Genomic DNA, 16225 nt, shown 5'->3' on the forward strand with positions numbered 1-16225 from the left:
GGCCTGGACCTCAGAGCGAAGGCTGGGCGGTGGCCGAGAGCGTGCCGCACAGCGCCGTGGCATCACCCGTCGCGTACGGGTCGGTGCCCGCGGGGCCGCCCGCCTTCGCCTTCTGCCCGGCGAGCAGCGGCCGCAGCCGGTTGGCGGAGTCGGCCGAGCAGGTGAGCGGCCCTGCCTGCGTGTACGACACGAGCAGCTCGGCCTGGCGCATCCGCAGGTCGTCGCGGTCGAAGCGGAACTGCAGCTCACGGCGGACCGTGAACAGTGAGGCCTTGGAATGCTCCCCCTTGCCGGCCGGGCGCAGCGCGTAGACGAAGGTGTGGTCCGAGGTCACTTCGAGGGTGTTCTTGTCGGTCTCGGTGGTGTGCAGCGTGCCGTGGACGCGGATGCCGGGCGACGCGAGGGCCGTCTTCGTCGGGTCGAACCGCACCAGCCAGCCGGTGGGTGCGTGCCGCCCGTCCGCCGCCGGGTGCGCGAAGCTCTCGTCGAACTGGTCGAGCTGCTGGGGGTCGAGCAGGATGCGCGCGGAGCGCACGGCGCCGCCGGTGAGGACGTCCGGGTCGAGCGAGGACTCGACGAGATAGTCCTTGGCGGTGGTCAGCGCGGTCATCACCTGACCGTCCGAGAAGTGTGAAGTGCGCCGCGCCGCAGGGAGGTTGATGCCCGAGGCGCCCACCCGGAACTGCGCCGCGGGGCTGTGCTCGTACAGCTCGGCGGGCTTCTCGGCGCCGGGCACCGGTCCCGGCGGGGCGAGCGGGATGACCGTCATCCGCAGCGGCTCGGGGCGCTGGGCTACGGGGTTCTGGTACGGATGGCGTACGCCCATGTAGATCGCGGTGCCGAAGGCGACGGCGATCAGCAGGACGAGGATCACGGCCTGTTTGGAGAGGTGCCGGTGGCGGCCGGGAAGGCGACGCACCGCATGCGTGTGGTCACTCATGCGCTCCTGCGCGGAGTACTCCTGGAGCCGTGCGGCGCGGACGAACGATTCATCGAAGACGACGGATCGGTACTCGTCATCGCCACCGGCGGGAGCGCCCCCGGGTGTCCCCTCAGGTGGTTCTCCTGGCCCGCCCATACCTTCAGGTTAGGTCTCCGCGCGGTCAGGTAAACGCCCTGGTACACGACAAGTTCCGACAACCGCCGCTCCTCACGGATTGCGCGGCGACGCCGACACCGGCGGCGGGCCGTACTCCGCGGAGGCGGAGGGCTCCGTGGATGCCGGCGGCGGGGCGGGGTCCTGGCGGCCCGTCGAGGCGCCGCGATAGACCGCGGTGAAGGCGAGCGCGACCATGCCGATGCCCATCAGGAGGGCGAGCATCCAGGCCACGGGGCGGTGCCAGCGGTTGTGGCCCCCATAGCCCTGCCGGCCGTAACCGTCCTCGGTGAACTCCCGGTCGTACACGTCGTCGAGGTCCGCGTCGTGGCCGAAGTCGCCGCCGTCCGGGCCGAATTGCTCGTCGTAGAGGTCGTCCTCCGGCGAGTCTCGGCCCGAGCCCCGGGTGCGGGCCCTGCGGCTCTCGGCCTCGGAGGCCTCGGCGCGCGCCTGGGCGGCGGCCAACAGCCGTTCCACCGCGGTGGGTTCATGAACCTGGGCGGCCTTGACGAAGGACTCGTCGAAGACCACGGAGGCGAACTCTTCGTCCGCACCCCCGCGGTCGTGGTCGTCGTCGGGCTCCCAGCCGTCGGGAAACGACGGCGTGCCCCCCACGTCCTCCGGCACCCTTCCAGCGTAGCCCCGGAAGGGGCAATCTGGGCAGACGGTACGGGAATTGGACCCGCGCGGAATTCAGCGGGTGTGGCCGTCGCCGGTGACGATGTACTTCGTCGAGGTCAGCTCGGGAAGCCCCATCGGGCCCCGGGCGTGCAGCTTCTGCGTGGAGATGCCGATCTCGGCGCCGAAGCCGAACTGGCCGCCGTCCGTGAAGCGCGTGGAGGCGTTCACGGCGACCGTCGTGGAGTCCACGAGCTGGGTGAAGCGGCGCGCGGCCTGCTGCGAGGTGGTGACGATCGCCTCGGTGTGCCCGGAGGTCCACAGGCGGATGTGCTCGACGGCCTGCTCCAGGGAGTCGACGATGCCCGCCGCGATGTCGTACGAGAGGTACTCGGTCTCCCAGTCCTCCGTGGTCGCGGGCACGACGGTGGCCTTCGACCCATCGGCGTACGGGACGACCCGCTCGTCGGCGTGCACGGTGACCCCGGCCTCGGCCAGGGCGTCCAGGGCGCGCGGCAGGAAGGCGTCGGCGATGTCGGCGTGCACCAGGAGCGTCTCGGCGGCGTTGCAGACGCTGGGGCGCTGGGCCTTGGAGTTGATCAGGATGTCGACGGCCATGTCCAGGTCGGCGTCGGCGTCCACGTAGACGTGGCAGTTGCCGGTGCCGGTCTCGATGACCGGGACGGTGGACTCCTCGACGACGGTCTTGATCAGCGAGGCGCCGCCGCGCGGGATGAGGACGTCGACGAGGCCGCGGGCGCGCATCAGCTCGCGTACGGAGTCACGGTTCTCGCCCGGCACGAGCTGGACGGCGTCGGCGGGCAGACCCGCCCCGTGGACGGCGTCGCGAAGAACCCGGACGAGCGCGGTGTTGGACTCGTACGCCGATGACGAGCCCCGCAGGAGCACCGCGTTGCCGGACTTCAGGCAGAGGGCGGCGGCGTCCACGGTGACGTTCGGGCGGGCCTCGTAGATGATCCCGACGACGCCGAGCGGGACGCGGACCTGGCGCAGGTCGATGCCGTTCGGCAGGGTCGAGCCGCGGACGACCTCGCCGACGGGGTCGGGCAGGGCGGCCACGTCGCGCACATCGGCGGCGATGGCGCGGACCCGCTCCGGGGTGAGGGTCAGCCGGTCCACGACGGACTCGCTGGCCCCGGCCTCGCGGGCGCGGGCGGTGTCCTTGCCGTTGGCCTCGATGATCTCGGCCGTACGCACCTCGAGGGCGTCGGCGATCGCCAGGAGCGCGTCGTCCTTGGCGGCACGCGGCAGCGGCGCGAGCGTCGCGGCGGCGCCACGGGCGCGGTAGGCGGCCTGGGCGACGGGCGAGAGGTTGTCGTACGGCAAGCCCGAGAACGGAGGCGTGAGGGACGTCATGCCCGCAGCGTAATGGGGACCGGCCGGAGTCCACCCGCTGTTTCAGCAGCCGAGACCACGGTGCTCACGACGGAGCGAGAAGCAGGACGGCTCAAAAAGGGTGCACGCCCACCGGGGTCGCGGGCAGTGGGCCGTACCCCTCCGCGATGCGCTGGTGGTACGTGTCGCGGTCGATGACCTCAAGGCCCACGATCTCCCAGGGCGGGAGCTGCGCGCTCTGCCGGTGCTCGCCCCAGAGCCGGAGCGCGACCGCGGCGGCGTCGTGCAGGTCGCGGGCCTCTTCCCAGTAGCGGATCTCCGCGTGATCGGGCGCATACCTGCTGGTCAGCAGGAAGGGGTGGTCGTGGGCGAGCTGTTCGAGGCCCCGCCTGACCTCCTTGAGCGGGGCTTCGCCCCCCGAGACGCTCAGGGTGACGTGCCACAGACGGGGCGCGTCCACCGTCTCGCCCTCCTGCCTCTCGTCCGTCTCGCCCGCCGCTCGCGTGTCACCGGTGTACGTCGCCCCCGCGGCGACGCTGGTCAGGGACCGCTCAGCCGACGCGCGGGACGACGCTCCCGGGCGCACTCGTCTCACGACGGCCTCCTCTACGCAATGGTGGTGCGGATACGCAATGGTCGTGCGGAAGTGTCTGGAACAAAGTTGAGCAGGCCAAGCGCCCCCGCGGGGCGGTTTTGGGGAGTTTCACCTCGCGGAGGCCGGTCCTCGCACGGCGTTCGCGCCTGTTTTCGGCCGAGGCCCGGACCCGCGAAGAGCGTCAGTCGTGCAGCAGGACCAGGTCGTCGCGGTGCACGACTTCCCGCTCGTACGCCGGTCCGAGCTCCCGCGCGAGATCCCGCGTGGAGCGGCCGAGGAGCTGGGGCAGCTCCTTGGCGTCGAAGTTCACCAGGCCGCGTGCCACGGCCCGCCCCGCGGTGTCCCGCAGCTCGACCGGGTCGCCCGCGGCGAAGTCACCCTCGACCGCCGCGATCCCGGCGGGCAGCAGCGATTTGCGCCCCTCGACGACCGCGCGCACCGCCCCGTCGTCGAGCGTCAGCGCGCCCCGCGGCTCGGAGGCGTGCTGGAGCCAGAGGAGCCGGTCCCCGGAGCGGCGTCCCGTGCGGTGGAAGTACGTGCCGGTGTCGCGGCCCGCGAGGGCGTCGGCGGCCTGGCTCGCGGAGGTCAGGACCACCGGGATACCGGCCGCGGCGGCGATCCGCGCGGCCTCGACCTTGGTGACCATGCCGCCGGTGCCGACGCCCGCCTTGCCCGCGCTGCCGATCTGGACGTGCGCTATGTCGGCGGGGCCCGTTACCTCGGAGATCCGGGAGGTGCCCGGCTTGGCGGGGTCGCCGTCGTAGAGGCCGTCCACGTCGGAGAGCAGGACGAGGAGGTCGGCGTGGACGAGGTGGGCGACGAGGGCGGCGAGCCGGTCGTTGTCGCCGAAGCGGATCTCGTCCGTCGCCACGGTGTCGTTCTCGTTCACGACCGGCAGCGCGCCCATCGCCAGGAGCTGGTCGAAGGTGCGCGACGCGTTGCGGTGGTGGGCACGCCGCGCCATGTCGTCGGAGGTGAGGAGCACCTGCCCGACGCGTACGCCGTACCGCGCGAAGGAAGCGGTGTAGCGGGCCATGAGAAGGCCTTGGCCGACGCTGGCGGCCGCCTGCTGCCTCGCCAGGTCCTTGGGCCGCCTGCGCAGCCCCAGCGGCGAGAGCCCGGCGGCGATGGAGCCGGACGACACGAGCACGATCTCGCGCTCGCCGCCGCTGCGGCTCTTGGCCAGCACGTCAACGAGGGCGTCAACGCGATCGGCGTCCAGGCCCCCCGACGCGGTGGTCAGGGACGAGGACCCGACCTTGACGACAACCCTGTGGGCCTCTGCGACGCCCTGCCTTGCCCCAGCCAACGTACTTCCCCAATGATCCCGAAGATCCCATTCCCTGCCGGACCAGCAATCTACGCGAGTGAGCGCGGGGGACGCCCCTCCATTTCGAGGAGCGGACCGGCCAGGGGCGGAAGGCTCACGCGAGGCGAATGCGGGCCCCGGGGTTCAGTACCTTTGCCCCTTTATCCGGTGATTGTCGTCACGGAAGATTGCTACAGAGCCACGGCACGTCATACGGTCAGTGGTCGTCTTCCCTGACTTCCCCCCATCCGATCCCCCCGATCCCCCGCCAGGAGCCCAAGCCCGTGCCCTCTGCCGGACTCGCACCCCGCCGCATCGTGCAGCTCTCCGCGCTGTTCGCGATGTTCGCGCTCTTCACGGCCCAGCTCGTCAGCGCGCTGGTCCCGTATGTACCGGTGTTCATCGCCGCGTCGGCGGCGAACCTCGCGCTCGACGTCTACCTGCAGTACAAACAGCCGGGCCTCCTCTCCCTCCTGGGCAAGATCCGCTTCGATGTCACGGTCAGGCAGCTCCTGCGCGACATGCTGATCCTGGTCGGCCTGCTGCGCATCGACGGCATCGAGCCGCTGGCCGAGCAGTCGCCGCTGACGATCTCACTGCTCGCGTTCTACTTCCTGCACTTCGGCTGCCAGGCCACCGCCATACTGGTGCGCCGCACCCGCCAGCTGCCGATCGTCACGCGCAACATCGACGCGTCCGCGCTGCACCTGACCGCGGCCCCGCCGCGGATCCTCTCGCGCCGCCAGGCCCACCGCCTGCTGACGTTCTCGGTCCCCGCCACGGCAGGTCTGATGGTCACCGCGGCCACCACCGAGGCGTACTGGGGCGGCATCGGCCTCGGGATCTCCATCGCCCTGATGGGCATCGGCGCGATCTACCTCGCCACATGGCTGCTCCCCAAGAAGCGCGCGAAGAACGACGAGAAGGTCATGGAGTGGCTGGACAACTGGCTGGCCGACTACCAGCCGTCCGTCGCGATGTACTTCTCGGGCGGCTCCACATCCGCGTACCAGGCGAACATGTGGCTCTCCACGCTCTCCAAGCTCGACGGCAAGCCGCTGATCGTGCTGCGTGAGCGGTTCATGGTGCAGAAGATCGACGCGACCGACGTCCCGATCATCTGCTTCCCGAAGGTCGCGACGATGTTCTCCCTGGAGACGTCGACGCTGAAGATGATGCTGCACCCGGCGAACGCCGCGAAGACCTCCCAGGTCCTGCGCATCCCCACGATCAAGCACGCCTTCATCAACCACGGCGAGAGCGACAAGCTGTCCTCCTGCAACCCGTACGCGAAGGCGTACGACGAGGTGTGGGTGGCGGGCCCCGCCGCGCGCGACCGCTACCAGGCCGCGGACGTCGGCGTCGAGGACAAGGACGTGGTCGAGGTCGGCCGCCCCCAGCTGTCCCCGATCCTGCCGTCGACGGGCGCCCCCACGGGCCCGTTCACGACCGTCCTGTACGCCCCCACCTGGGAGGGCTGGGACGGCAACCCCGGCAACACGTCGGTGACCCTCGCGGGCGAGAACATCGTCCGGCATCTGCTCGCCGACCCCGGCGTGCGGCTCATCTACAAGCCGCACCCGATGACCGGCTCGCAGGACCCGCGCGCCGGCGCCGCCAACGAGCGCATCAAGACGATGATCCGCGAGGCCGCCGCCAAGCGTTCCGGCGAGCGTCCCGGCCAGGACGCGTTGGCCGAACTGTCGCTGCGCACCGCCGAGTTGGACCGGCTGACCTCGACGGCGTTCCGCAAGAGCGTGGACGAGATGGAGCGGATGATGCTCCAGGGCACGCCCGACGGTGACCAGCAGGCCGCGGTCGCCGAGGCGACGGCGGCGTGGGAGGCGGCGTACTGGGCGTCGTTCCCCGAGTGGGAGCACCAGATCATCACCACCCCGCGCCCCGCGATCTTCTCCTGCTTCAACCAGGCGGACCTGCTGATCAGCGACGTCTCCTCGGTCGTCTCCGACTGGCTGACGAGCGAGAAGCCGTACGCGGTCGCCAACACGTCCGGCATGTCCGAGGCGGACTTCCGCTCGGGCTTCCCGACGGTGAGCGCGGCGGCGATCCTCTCCCCCACCGCCGAGGGTGTCCCCGACCTCCTGGAGGCCGTCCGCTCCCCGGAGAAGGACACGCACGCCGAGGCCCGCGCCGCCCTCAAGGAGCACCTCCTGGGCCCCTCGGACCCGCCCTCGCTGGCCCGCTTCAACGACGCGGCCCTCGCGCTCGCGGCCAGGGCCGACGAGCGCCGTCTTCGCATGGCCACCCGCATCGACGCGGAGATCCCCGGCCAGCGTGCGGCGCAGGACGCGGCGGAGGAAATGGAATCCGACCCGACGGAACCGAACCCGAACGGCGCGGAAGACTCCGTCACGGCGTAGCACTGTAGGGCGCCCCCAGGCGCGGAGAAGGGCCCCGGAGCTTCGGCTCCGGGGCCCTTCTCTTCATGCGTCACTGCGGGTGCTTCGTGGCTGGTCGCGCAGTTCCCCGCGCCCCTTACGGGACCAGGGACTAGAACGGATCGAAGTCGTCGTACGCCTTCTCCGCCTCGTCCCGCTCCGAGTCCCGGTCCCTGCGGCGCTGGGCCGCGGGGCGGGGCGCCTCGAGGCGGTGGTCCTCGCCACGCCGGCCCAGCATCTCCGCGCCCGCCATCACCGTGGGCTCCCAGTCGAAGACGACCGCGTTGTCCTCGGGGCCGATGGCGACGCCGTCGCCCGTGCGGGCGCCCGCCTTCATCAGCTCTTCCTCGACGCCGAGGCGGTTGAGCCGGTCCGCGAGGTAGCCGACGGCCTCGTCGTTGTTGAAGTCGGTCTGCCGCACCCAGCGCTCCGGCTTCTCGCCGCGCACGCGGTAGATGCCGTCGTCGCCGAGCTTGACGGTGAAGCCCGCATCGTCCACGGCCTTGGGCCGGATGACGATACGGGTCGCCTCATCCTTCGGCTTCGCGGCACGCCCCGCGGCCACGACCTCGGCGAGCGCGAAGGAGAGCTCCTTGAGCCCCTTGTGCGCCACGGCCGACACCTCGAAGACGCGGTAGCCGCGCGCCTCCAGGTCGGGGCGGACCAGGTCGGCGAGGTCCTGGCCGTCCGGTACGTCGATCTTGTTGAGGACGACGACACGCGGGCGGTTCTCCAGGCCCGCGCCGTACTCCCGCAGCTCGGCCTCGATGATGTCGAGGTCGGAGACGGGGTCACGGTCGGACTCGAGCGTCGCCGTGTCCAGGACGTGCACCAGGACGCTGCACCGCTCGACGTGCCGCAGGAACTCGAGGCCAAGACCCTTGCCCTGGCTCGCCCCCGGGATCAGGCCCGGTACGTCGGCGATGGTGTAGACGGTCGAACCGGCCGTCACCACACCGAGGTTGGGGACCAGCGTCGTGAAGGGGTAGTCCGCGATCTTCGGCTTGGCCGCGCTCAGGACCGAGATCAGCGAGGACTTGCCCGCGCTCGGGTAGCCGACGAGCGCGACGTCCGCGACCGTCTTGAGCTCCAGGACCACGTCGCCCTCGTCGCCCGGCTCGCCGAGCAGCGCGAAGCCGGGCGCCTTGCGGCGGGCCGAGGCGAGCGCGGCGTTGCCGAGGCCGCCGCGGCCGCCCTGCGACGCGATGTACGTGGTGCCCTGGCCGACCAGGTCGGCGAGGACGTTGCCCTGCTTGTCGAGGATGACGGTGCCGTCCGGCACGGGCAGGACCAGGTCCTGGCCGTCCTTGCCGGAGCGGTTGTCACCGGCGCCGGGGGCGCCGTTGGTGGCCTTGCGGTGCGGGGAGTGGTGGTAGTCGAGCAGCGTCGTGACCGACTGGTCGACGACCAGGATCACGTCACCGCCACGGCCGCCGTTACCGCCGTCCGGGCCGCCGAGCGGCTTGAACTTCTCACGGTGGACGGAGGCACAGCCGTGGCCCCCGCTACCCGCGGCGACATGCAGCTCGACGCGGTCCACGAAGGTGGTCATGGGATGTGCCTCCAGAAACTTACGGAATGTCTATCTAGTAACACGCGAAGGGCGGACCCGCTTCCCGAAAGGGAAGTGAGGTCCGCCCTCGCAAAGAACCCGTTCTACAGAAGCCTGATTCAGGCGACCGGAACGATGTTCACGACCTTGCGGCCACGGTGGGTGCCGAACTCCACCGCACCGGCGTCCAGCGCGAACAAGGTGTCGTCCTTGCCACGGCCGACGCCCGAGCCCGGGTGGAAGTGGGTGCCACGCTGGCGGACCAGGATCTCACCGGCGTTGACGGTCTGACCGCCGAAGCGCTTCACGCCGAGCCGCTGAGCATTGGAATCGCGCCCGTTCCGAGTGGACGATGCGCCCTTCTTGTGTGCCATGTGTTCTCAGTCCCTTACTTCGCAGCCGTGGGGATACCGGTGACCTTGATCGCCGTGTACTGCTGGCGGTGACCCTGGCGACGGCGGTAGCCGGTCTTGTTCTTGTAGCGAAGGATGTCGATCTTCGCGCCCTTGTGGTGGTCCACGACCTCGGCCGTGACCTTGATACCGGCAAGCACCCACGGGTCACTCGTCACGGCGTCGCCGTCGACAACGAGCAGCGTAGAGAGCTCTACGGTGTCGCCAACCTTGGCGGTGGGAAGCTTGTCAACCTCAACGATGTCGTCGACAGCAACCTTGTGCTGGCGACCACCGCTGCGCACGATGGCGTACACGGATCTCTCTCTCGCTCGGAACGGGACCCCCGCAGTCCAGCCGCCCGTCCGGATGCACGGTCGGCCTCTCCCGAGCGCCGGGGGCGCCGGAAGGAAATCAGGTTTACAGGGGTATGACGTGCCTAGTAACACGCCGACGGTCAAGATTACGGGGCTGGGCCGGACGGGTCAAACCGGCTTCTCACCGTCCGGCGGCAGCGGCTTGACGCCCTTGCACAGGTCGGTGCTGTCGGCCTTGCCCGGCCAGGCGACGGCCCCTACCCGGTCGAAGTGGCCGCGGTACGCGTCGTGCACGGAATCGTCGTCGACCTTCACGATCGCCTCGTCGTTCTCGCGCAGCGCCGGAGCCGTGTAGTTCTGCGAGCCGGTGAAGGAGAGCTTGTTCTGCTTGCCGTCGTACATGCCGTCGATGAGCAGGTACTTCGAGTGGATGATGTAGGGCGTTGTCAGCTTGGTGCCGGGGTGCAGCGGGTCCCGGTCGTCGTTGAAGCAGCGCACGGTCGGCCCGCCGGCCTTGTGCAGGGCCTCCCAGGTGCCCGGGGTGCCGCCCTGGCTCTTGGCGCTGTCGGTCTCGGCGTAGACGATGCTGACCGTGCAGCCCGCCTTCTTGAGCGAGACGAGCTTGTCGGCGATCTGCTTACGGGTGATCTTGAAGATCGAGGCACGGATGTTGGTGTGCCTGGCCACCCCCGCCGCGTCCTTGTAATTGCACTGCACGTTGTTCAGGACCGAGTACATGGTGTCGGTCTCGTTGACCGTGCCGGAGCGCGGGAAGAAATACGCCTTGTAGAGGCCGTCGCTCACCGTGCGGTAGTCCCAGTTCCGCCAGTCCTTGCGGATCATCTCGGCGAAGTAGTCGGCGTACGCCTCGTACATCGTCGGGTTGTTAGGGAGCTGCAGCGCATCGTTGTAGAACTTCGTGTGCGCGGACGGCGTCGAGTTCGACGTGGTCTGTACGACGACGTCACTGGCGCCCTCGACCTGCGAGAACAGCCAGAACTTGTTGTGCATGATCGACTTGCCGTACTTGGGATCACCCAGGCAGGACTTGTCGGCCGGGCAGAGCGTCACGAACGACGGCTTGTTGCGGTCGGTGCCGAGCTCCGTCGCGAGCCTGGCGTACGAGGTGTTCGTGGGCCGGTCGCTCCTGCTGGTCTCGTCGAGCACCATCTGCACGTTCACGCCCCGGTGTCTGGCCGCCACGAGCGCGTCGACGACCGAGGCCTCCCACACGTGGTAGACCGCGACCTTGATGGTCGAACCGGGCACCGCGGCGTTCGTCAGGTCGATCAGCCGGGTCCGGATCGCGTGCTGCTGCTCCGGGGTGCCCTTCGGGTCGTTGAAGAGCGGTGCCTCCACCAGCGGCGGCTCCCCGTCGGCCGCCGCCGTCCCCACGGCGCTGACGGACTGGATACCCGCCGCCGACAGGACGGTGGCCAGCGCTACTGCCTGGCGTCCGCCCTTGATCTGTTTCACGGCACGGTGACGTCCCGTGCCTTTCAGGCGTCCCTGCGCCATCGTGCGTCCCCTCCCTGACACGAGCGCGACGTCTCCCCGGACGTCACGCGCGTGTGTTTCTTCACCAACCGCATGAGTTTTACAGGTACTTCACCACGTGCCAACAGACGGGCGCCCCCGGCGTGGCCACATCACCACACCGGGGGCGCCCGGTCACCTGTACGAACGACGAAGGGCCAGGTCAGCCCTCGTCGGCCGCGGAGGCCTTGACACCGGACGGTGCCTGCTCCGCCGCGGCGGTCTTCTTCGTCGTCTTCGACGCCTTCTTGGCCGTCGTCTTCTTGGCGGCCGTCTTCTTGGCCGCGGTCTTCTTGGCGACGGCCTTCTTCGCGGGCGCCTTCTTGGCGGCGGTCTTACGCGCCGTCTTCTTGGCCGGAGCGGCTTCCTCGGTCTCGGCCTCGGCCTGGTCCGTGCCGGCCTCCGGGGCCTGCGCGGCCTTCTCCGCCGACGGGACGACCAGGACGGCCGCCTCCTCGGACGCGGTCGGCGCGGTGGCCTTGCGGACCGCACGACGGCGCGGGCGGGCCGGAGCGGCGTCCGCGACCGGCTCGGCGGCGACGGGCTCGGCGACCGGCTCCGCGACGGGCTCGGCCTTCGGCGCCTCGGCCACGATCACCTCGGCGGGCTCGGCGCTCTCCGCGGACTTCGGCGAACCGGCGGGCGACGTCGCCTTGCGGGTCGCACGACGGCGCGTACGCCCCTTGGGGGCCGCGTCGTCCGCGGGCGCCTCGGGGGCCACCTCGACGACCGGGTCCTCGGCGGCGGCCGGAGTCTCGACCACGGGGGCCTCGACCACCGGAGCCTCGTCCTCGGCCGTTGCGGCCTTGCGGGACCTGGACCGCTTCTCCGCCTTGGGCGCGCTCTCCGCCCTGGGCGCGGCGTCCGCCTTCGGTGCGCCGGCCGGAGCCGAGGCCCGACGGGTCGCCCTGCGGCGCGAACGGCCACCGCGGGACGCCGCGGCCTCGGCCTCGGACGCGCTGCTGTACAGCTCCTCGTCCGGGACGAAGTCGGGCTCCGGAAGCGCCACCGGGGCGGCTGCCTCCGCGGCGACCTCGGCCTCGGTCTCGTCCGTGGCCTCGTGCTCGTGGTCGTGGTCGTGCGTGTGCTCCTGACCCTGCTCCGAGCCGCCGCGGCCGCGCTTCTTGCGCTTGCCGCCGCCACCGGCGGAGGTCGGCTGCTCCATGTGCACGATCACGCCGCGGCCGTTGCAGTGGACGCAGGTCTCGGAGAAGGACTCCAGGAGGCCCTGGCCGACCCGCTTACGGGTCATCTGCACGAGGCCCAGCGAGGTGACCTCGGCCACCTGGTGCTTCGTACGGTCGCGGCCCAGGCATTCGAGCAGCCGGCGCAGGACCAGGTCGCGGTTGGACTCCAGGACCATGTCGATGAAGTCGATGACGACGATGCCGCCGAGGTCACGCAGCCGGAGCTGGCGCACGATCTCCTCGGCCGCCTCGAGGTTGTTCCTCGTGACGGTCTCTTCGAGGTTGCCGCCCTGACCGGTGAACTTTCCGGTGTTGACGTCGACGACGATCATCGCCTCGGTCTTGTCGATCACCAGCGAACCGCCGCTGGGCAGCCAGACCTTGCGGTCGAGCGCCTTCATGAGCTGCTCGTCGATGCGGTACGTCGCGAAGACGTCGACCTCGGAGGTCCAGCGCTGCAGGCGGTCGGCCAGGTCGGGGGCGACATGGGAGACGTACCCGTGGATGGTCTCCCAGGCGTCGTCGCCGCTGACGATGACCTTCGAGAAGTCCTCGTTGAAGATGTCGCGGACGACACGGACGGTCATGTCCGGCTCGCCGTACAGCAGGCCCGGCGCGCTCGTAGAGGCCGCCTTCGACTTCTTCTGGATGTCCTCCCACTGCTGCTGCAGACGCTCGACGTCGCGGCGCAGCTCGTCCTCGCTCGCGCCCTCGGCTGCGGTGCGCACGATGACGCCCGCGTCCTCGGGGACGATCTTCTTGAGGATGGTCTTCAGACGCGCGCGCTCGGTGTCGGGCAGCTTGCGGCTGATGCCTGTCATCGAGCCCTCGGGCACGTAGACGAGGTAGCGGCCGGGCAGCGAGACCTGGCTGGTGAGGCGGGCGCCCTTGTGGCCGATCGGGTCCTTCGTGACCTGCACGAGGACCGACTGGCCCGACTTGAGGGCCGACTCGATGCGGCGGGGGCCGTTGGCCATCCCGAGCGCCTCGAAGTTGACCTCACCGGCGTACAGGACCGCGTTGCGGCCCTTGCCGATGTCGATGAAGGCGGCCTCCATGGACGGCAGCACGTTCTGGACCTTGCCCAGGTAGACGTTGCCGACGTAGCTGGTGGCCTGCTCCTTGTTGACGTAGTGCTCGACGAGCACGTTGTCCTCGAGGACGCCGATCTGGGTGCGCTCGCCGTTCTGGCGGACGACCATCACGCGCTCGACGGCCTCGCGGCGGGCCAGGAACTCGGCCTCGGTGATGATCGGCACACGGCGGCGGCCCTGCTCACGCCCTTCACGGCGGCGCTGCTTCTTGGCTTCGAGGCGGGTCGAGCCCTTGATGGACGTGACCTCGTCGACGCCGGTGCCGAGCTCGCGCTCTTCCTTCTTGCGCGGCTCACGGACCTTGACGACCGTACGCTCCGGGTCGCCGTCCGACGCGCTCTCGGCCTCGCCGGAGTCACCGGCGCGGCGACGCCGGCGACGGCGACGGCGGCTGCTGCTGGAGCCGGCACCCGAGCCGTTGTCGTCGGAGTCGTCGTCGGACTCATCGGCGGCGGGCTCGGCGTCCTGCTCGGCGGCGTCCGTGTCGGAGTCCGCTTCGGCGTCCGCGTCCTGCTGGTCACCGGCGTCGTCCGCGGACTCACCGCGGCGACGGCGACGGCCACCACGGCGGCGACGGCGGCCGTGACGCTCGCCGGAGTCGTCGGAGTCGTCGTTGTCGGTGTCACTGTCCGCGGCGGTGTCCTCGGCCTCTTCGGGCTCGGCGGGCTCCTCCACAGCCTGGGGAGGGGCCTTCGCGGGCTGCTCGTCGGCGGGCTGCTCGTCGGAGGCGCGACCACGGCGGCGGCGACGGCGCGGAGCCGTCTCCTCCTCCGCCACGGGGGCGGCGGCCACGGGCTCGGCCTCGACCTCTTCGGCGGGCTCGTCGACCGCTTCGGCGGCGGCAGCGGCGGCCGCGCTCTCGGGGGTCTGGAACATCGGAGCGGCGAAAACCGGCGCCTGGAAGACGGCGACGGCCGGCCGCGGCTTCCTTCCGGAACCCTCCTCGCCGTCACCGGCACGCGCCTTGCGTGTGCGCGCGGGGGCGGGCGCCGAGAATCCGGCGGCTGCCTTGCGGGTGGCACGGCGGGGACGGCGGCCACTGGGCGCGTCCTCTTCGGCGGTCTCCGGCTCGGGGGTCTGCTTGGCCTCGGCGGGCGCGGCGTCGGCCGTCGGCTCGGCGGCGGGGGCCTGCTCGGCGGCCTGCGCCTGGGCGGCGGGCGCGGACGAGCCGCGGGTCGCGCGGCGGCGGGCACGGCGCGGGGCGGCGTCACCGGACTCCGGCTGCGCCTCGGGCGCCGGCTCGGCGGCGGGCTCCTCGGCGGCGGACTCGGCGGCCACCGGCGTCTCGGCGGGCGTCTGGGCACCCTGCGGCGCACCGGCGGGAGCCGAGGCACGGCGGGTGGCACGACGGCGCGGGCGCGCGGCGGGAGCTGCTTCCTCGGGCTCGGCCTCGGCCGCGGCGGCGGCGGGCTCGGCGGCCACCGGCGTCTCGGCGGGCGTCTCGGCACCCTGCGGCGCACCGGCGGGAGCCGAGGCACGACGGGTGGCACGACGGCGCGGGCGCGCGGCGGGGGGTGCTTCCTCGGCCGCTGCGGGCTCCGGAGTCACGGCCGCGGCGGGCTCTTCGGCAGCGGGGGTGGCCGGTATGGCCGGAGCTGCGCCCTCGGCGCCCTCCGTGGCGCCCACGGGCGGTCCCGCGGGCCGCGACGCCGCACGGCGCCTGCGGCGCGGCGGCAGGGTGTCGCTGGGGCTGTTGTTGTCCGAGCCCTCAGTGGGTTCGTTCGGCTCATGCATGCGGGCGGTTCTCCCGTCACGCTCCCGGGCGCCGCGCCTGGTCCGGTGATGTCCGCGGCCCTCGCTCACCTACGCGGGGCCGCCATCCGGGGGCGTGGGCGCCGCACGGGAGCTCTATGTGTCTGTCTCGCCGGTTCCGTACGCCCAAATGCGGACGGCCTGGCGAAAGTCTCGGTCAGTGCGCTGCCCGACCCAGGTGGCTCCCGAGTCCAAGGGCGGCGCTTCGACGTTCGTCCCTACGCGGGACCTTCCGTCGCCGGCACCTTCGCGGCGGCTGCGTCGGCCCCGTCGTGCTCAAGTGGGGTCGTGGCTGCCTCGCGGTCGGGCGCGAGCGGGTCGGTCACCGTGCCGGTCTCGTCGTCAAGAAGCCCCTGCGCCAGCCTGGTCACCGCTGCGGGGACCGGCGGCGCCAGGTCGGCCACAGCTCGGAGACCGGACAGGACGTCGTCGGGTCGTACGGCAGGTGTCACGTGCCGAACAACCAGCCGCAGTATCGCACAGGGCTGGTCGGTCGGCCTATCAGCATCGGGACCGAGCGCCTCGTCGGCGGCGAACGCCTCAAGGCTCACGACGGCCTCGCGGGCGTCGAAGGTCCGCATGCCGTTCTTCGCGCGGCGCTGGACCTCGACGCTCGTAGCGGCCCGGAAGGCCTCGGCGGCACGCTCCGCGTCCGCGGGCTCGACGCCGGTCAGGCGCAGCTCCCAGATGGACGCGGTGAGCCGGTCGGCGAGGCCCGAGGTGCGGGACTCGACGGCGTCGATGATGTCGAGGCCGCTGGGCATCGACTCGTCGAGCAGCTCGCGCAGCTTGTCGGGGTCACGCGGCTCGGTGAGCGCGATCTCCAGGTACTCGGCCTCGCTGCCGGTGCCGGTGGGTGCGGCATTGGCGTACGACACCTTCGGGTGCGGGGTGAACCCCGCCGAGTACGCCATGGGCACCTCGGCGCGGCGCAGCGCCCGCTCGAAGGCGCGCTGGAAGTCACGGTGGCTGGTGAACCGGAGGCGGCCGCGCTTGGTGTAGCGCAGGCGGATGCGCTGCAC

General features: G+C 71.3%; 12 protein-coding genes. 1 reads left to right on the plus strand and 11 read right to left on the minus strand.

Features of this window, described 5'->3' with window-relative positions; translation table 11 throughout:
• Positions 1–10: 10 nt before the first annotated feature.
• The 5 genes from ACIBCK_RS04320 to proB all read right to left on the minus strand — a co-directional run bounded on the left by ACIBCK_RS04320 (position 11) and on the right by proB (position 4974).
• Positions 11–1078: a hypothetical protein gene (locus tag ACIBCK_RS04320; protein WP_399386576.1), complete on the minus strand. Its 1068-nt coding sequence runs from the start codon at positions 1076–1078 to the stop codon at positions 11–13.
• A 72-nt stretch (positions 1079–1150) separates the two neighbouring features.
• Positions 1151–1723, minus strand: a complete 573-nt coding sequence (locus tag ACIBCK_RS04325; protein ID WP_399386578.1) for a hypothetical protein — start codon at positions 1721–1723, stop codon at positions 1151–1153.
• Between the two features lie 66 nt (positions 1724–1789).
• Positions 1790–3091 (minus strand): glutamate-5-semialdehyde dehydrogenase, encoded by a 1302-nt coding sequence (locus ACIBCK_RS04330; RefSeq protein ID WP_399386580.1) that lies wholly within the window; start codon positions 3089–3091, stop codon positions 1790–1792.
• 91 nt (positions 3092–3182) lie between these two features.
• On the minus strand, positions 3183–3665 hold the full coding sequence (locus ACIBCK_RS04335) for a hypothetical protein (protein WP_399386582.1): 483 nt from the start codon (positions 3663–3665) through the stop codon (positions 3183–3185).
• 181 nt (positions 3666–3846) lie between these two features.
• Positions 3847–4974, minus strand: coding sequence for a glutamate 5-kinase (proB, locus tag ACIBCK_RS04340; RefSeq protein WP_399386584.1), 1128 nt, complete (start codon positions 4972–4974; stop codon positions 3847–3849).
• Between the two features lie 284 nt (positions 4975–5258).
• Between proB and ACIBCK_RS04345 the strand changes: the two genes are divergently transcribed.
• Complete coding sequence (locus ACIBCK_RS04345; protein ID WP_399386585.1) at positions 5259–7355, plus strand: hypothetical protein; 2097 nt, start codon at positions 5259–5261, stop codon at positions 7353–7355.
• Between the two features lie 130 nt (positions 7356–7485).
• Here the strand turns inward: ACIBCK_RS04345 and obgE are convergent, their stop codons facing one another.
• From obgE to ACIBCK_RS04375, 6 genes are all read right to left on the minus strand, one after another.
• The gene (obgE, locus tag ACIBCK_RS04350) at positions 7486–8925 is read right to left on the minus strand and encodes a GTPase ObgE (protein ID WP_399386586.1); all 1440 of its coding nucleotides are present in this window, start codon (positions 8923–8925) and stop codon (positions 7486–7488) included.
• A 119-nt stretch (positions 8926–9044) separates the two neighbouring features.
• Positions 9045–9299: a 50S ribosomal protein L27 gene (gene rpmA / locus ACIBCK_RS04355; protein WP_030564037.1), complete on the minus strand. Its 255-nt coding sequence runs from the start codon at positions 9297–9299 to the stop codon at positions 9045–9047.
• Between the two features lie 14 nt (positions 9300–9313).
• The gene (gene rplU / locus ACIBCK_RS04360; RefSeq protein WP_160505004.1) at positions 9314–9634 is read right to left on the minus strand and encodes a 50S ribosomal protein L21; all 321 of its coding nucleotides are present in this window, start codon (positions 9632–9634) and stop codon (positions 9314–9316) included.
• A 168-nt stretch (positions 9635–9802) separates the two neighbouring features.
• Positions 9803–11152, minus strand: coding sequence for a phospholipase D-like domain-containing protein (locus tag ACIBCK_RS04365; RefSeq protein ID WP_399386588.1), 1350 nt, complete (start codon positions 11150–11152; stop codon positions 9803–9805).
• Between the two features lie 181 nt (positions 11153–11333).
• A complete protein-coding gene (locus tag ACIBCK_RS04370; RefSeq protein WP_399386589.1) occupies positions 11334–15185 on the minus strand; it encodes an Rne/Rng family ribonuclease in 3852 nt (1283 codons plus the stop codon).
• A 236-nt stretch (positions 15186–15421) separates the two neighbouring features.
• Positions 15422–16225, minus strand: a complete 804-nt coding sequence (locus ACIBCK_RS04375) for a TIGR03936 family radical SAM-associated protein (RefSeq protein ID WP_399386591.1) — start codon at positions 16223–16225, stop codon at positions 15422–15424.

This window comes from Streptomyces sp. NPDC051218 (assembly GCF_044455475.1).
Taxonomy (GTDB): Bacteria; Actinomycetota; Actinomycetes; order Streptomycetales; family Streptomycetaceae; genus Streptomyces.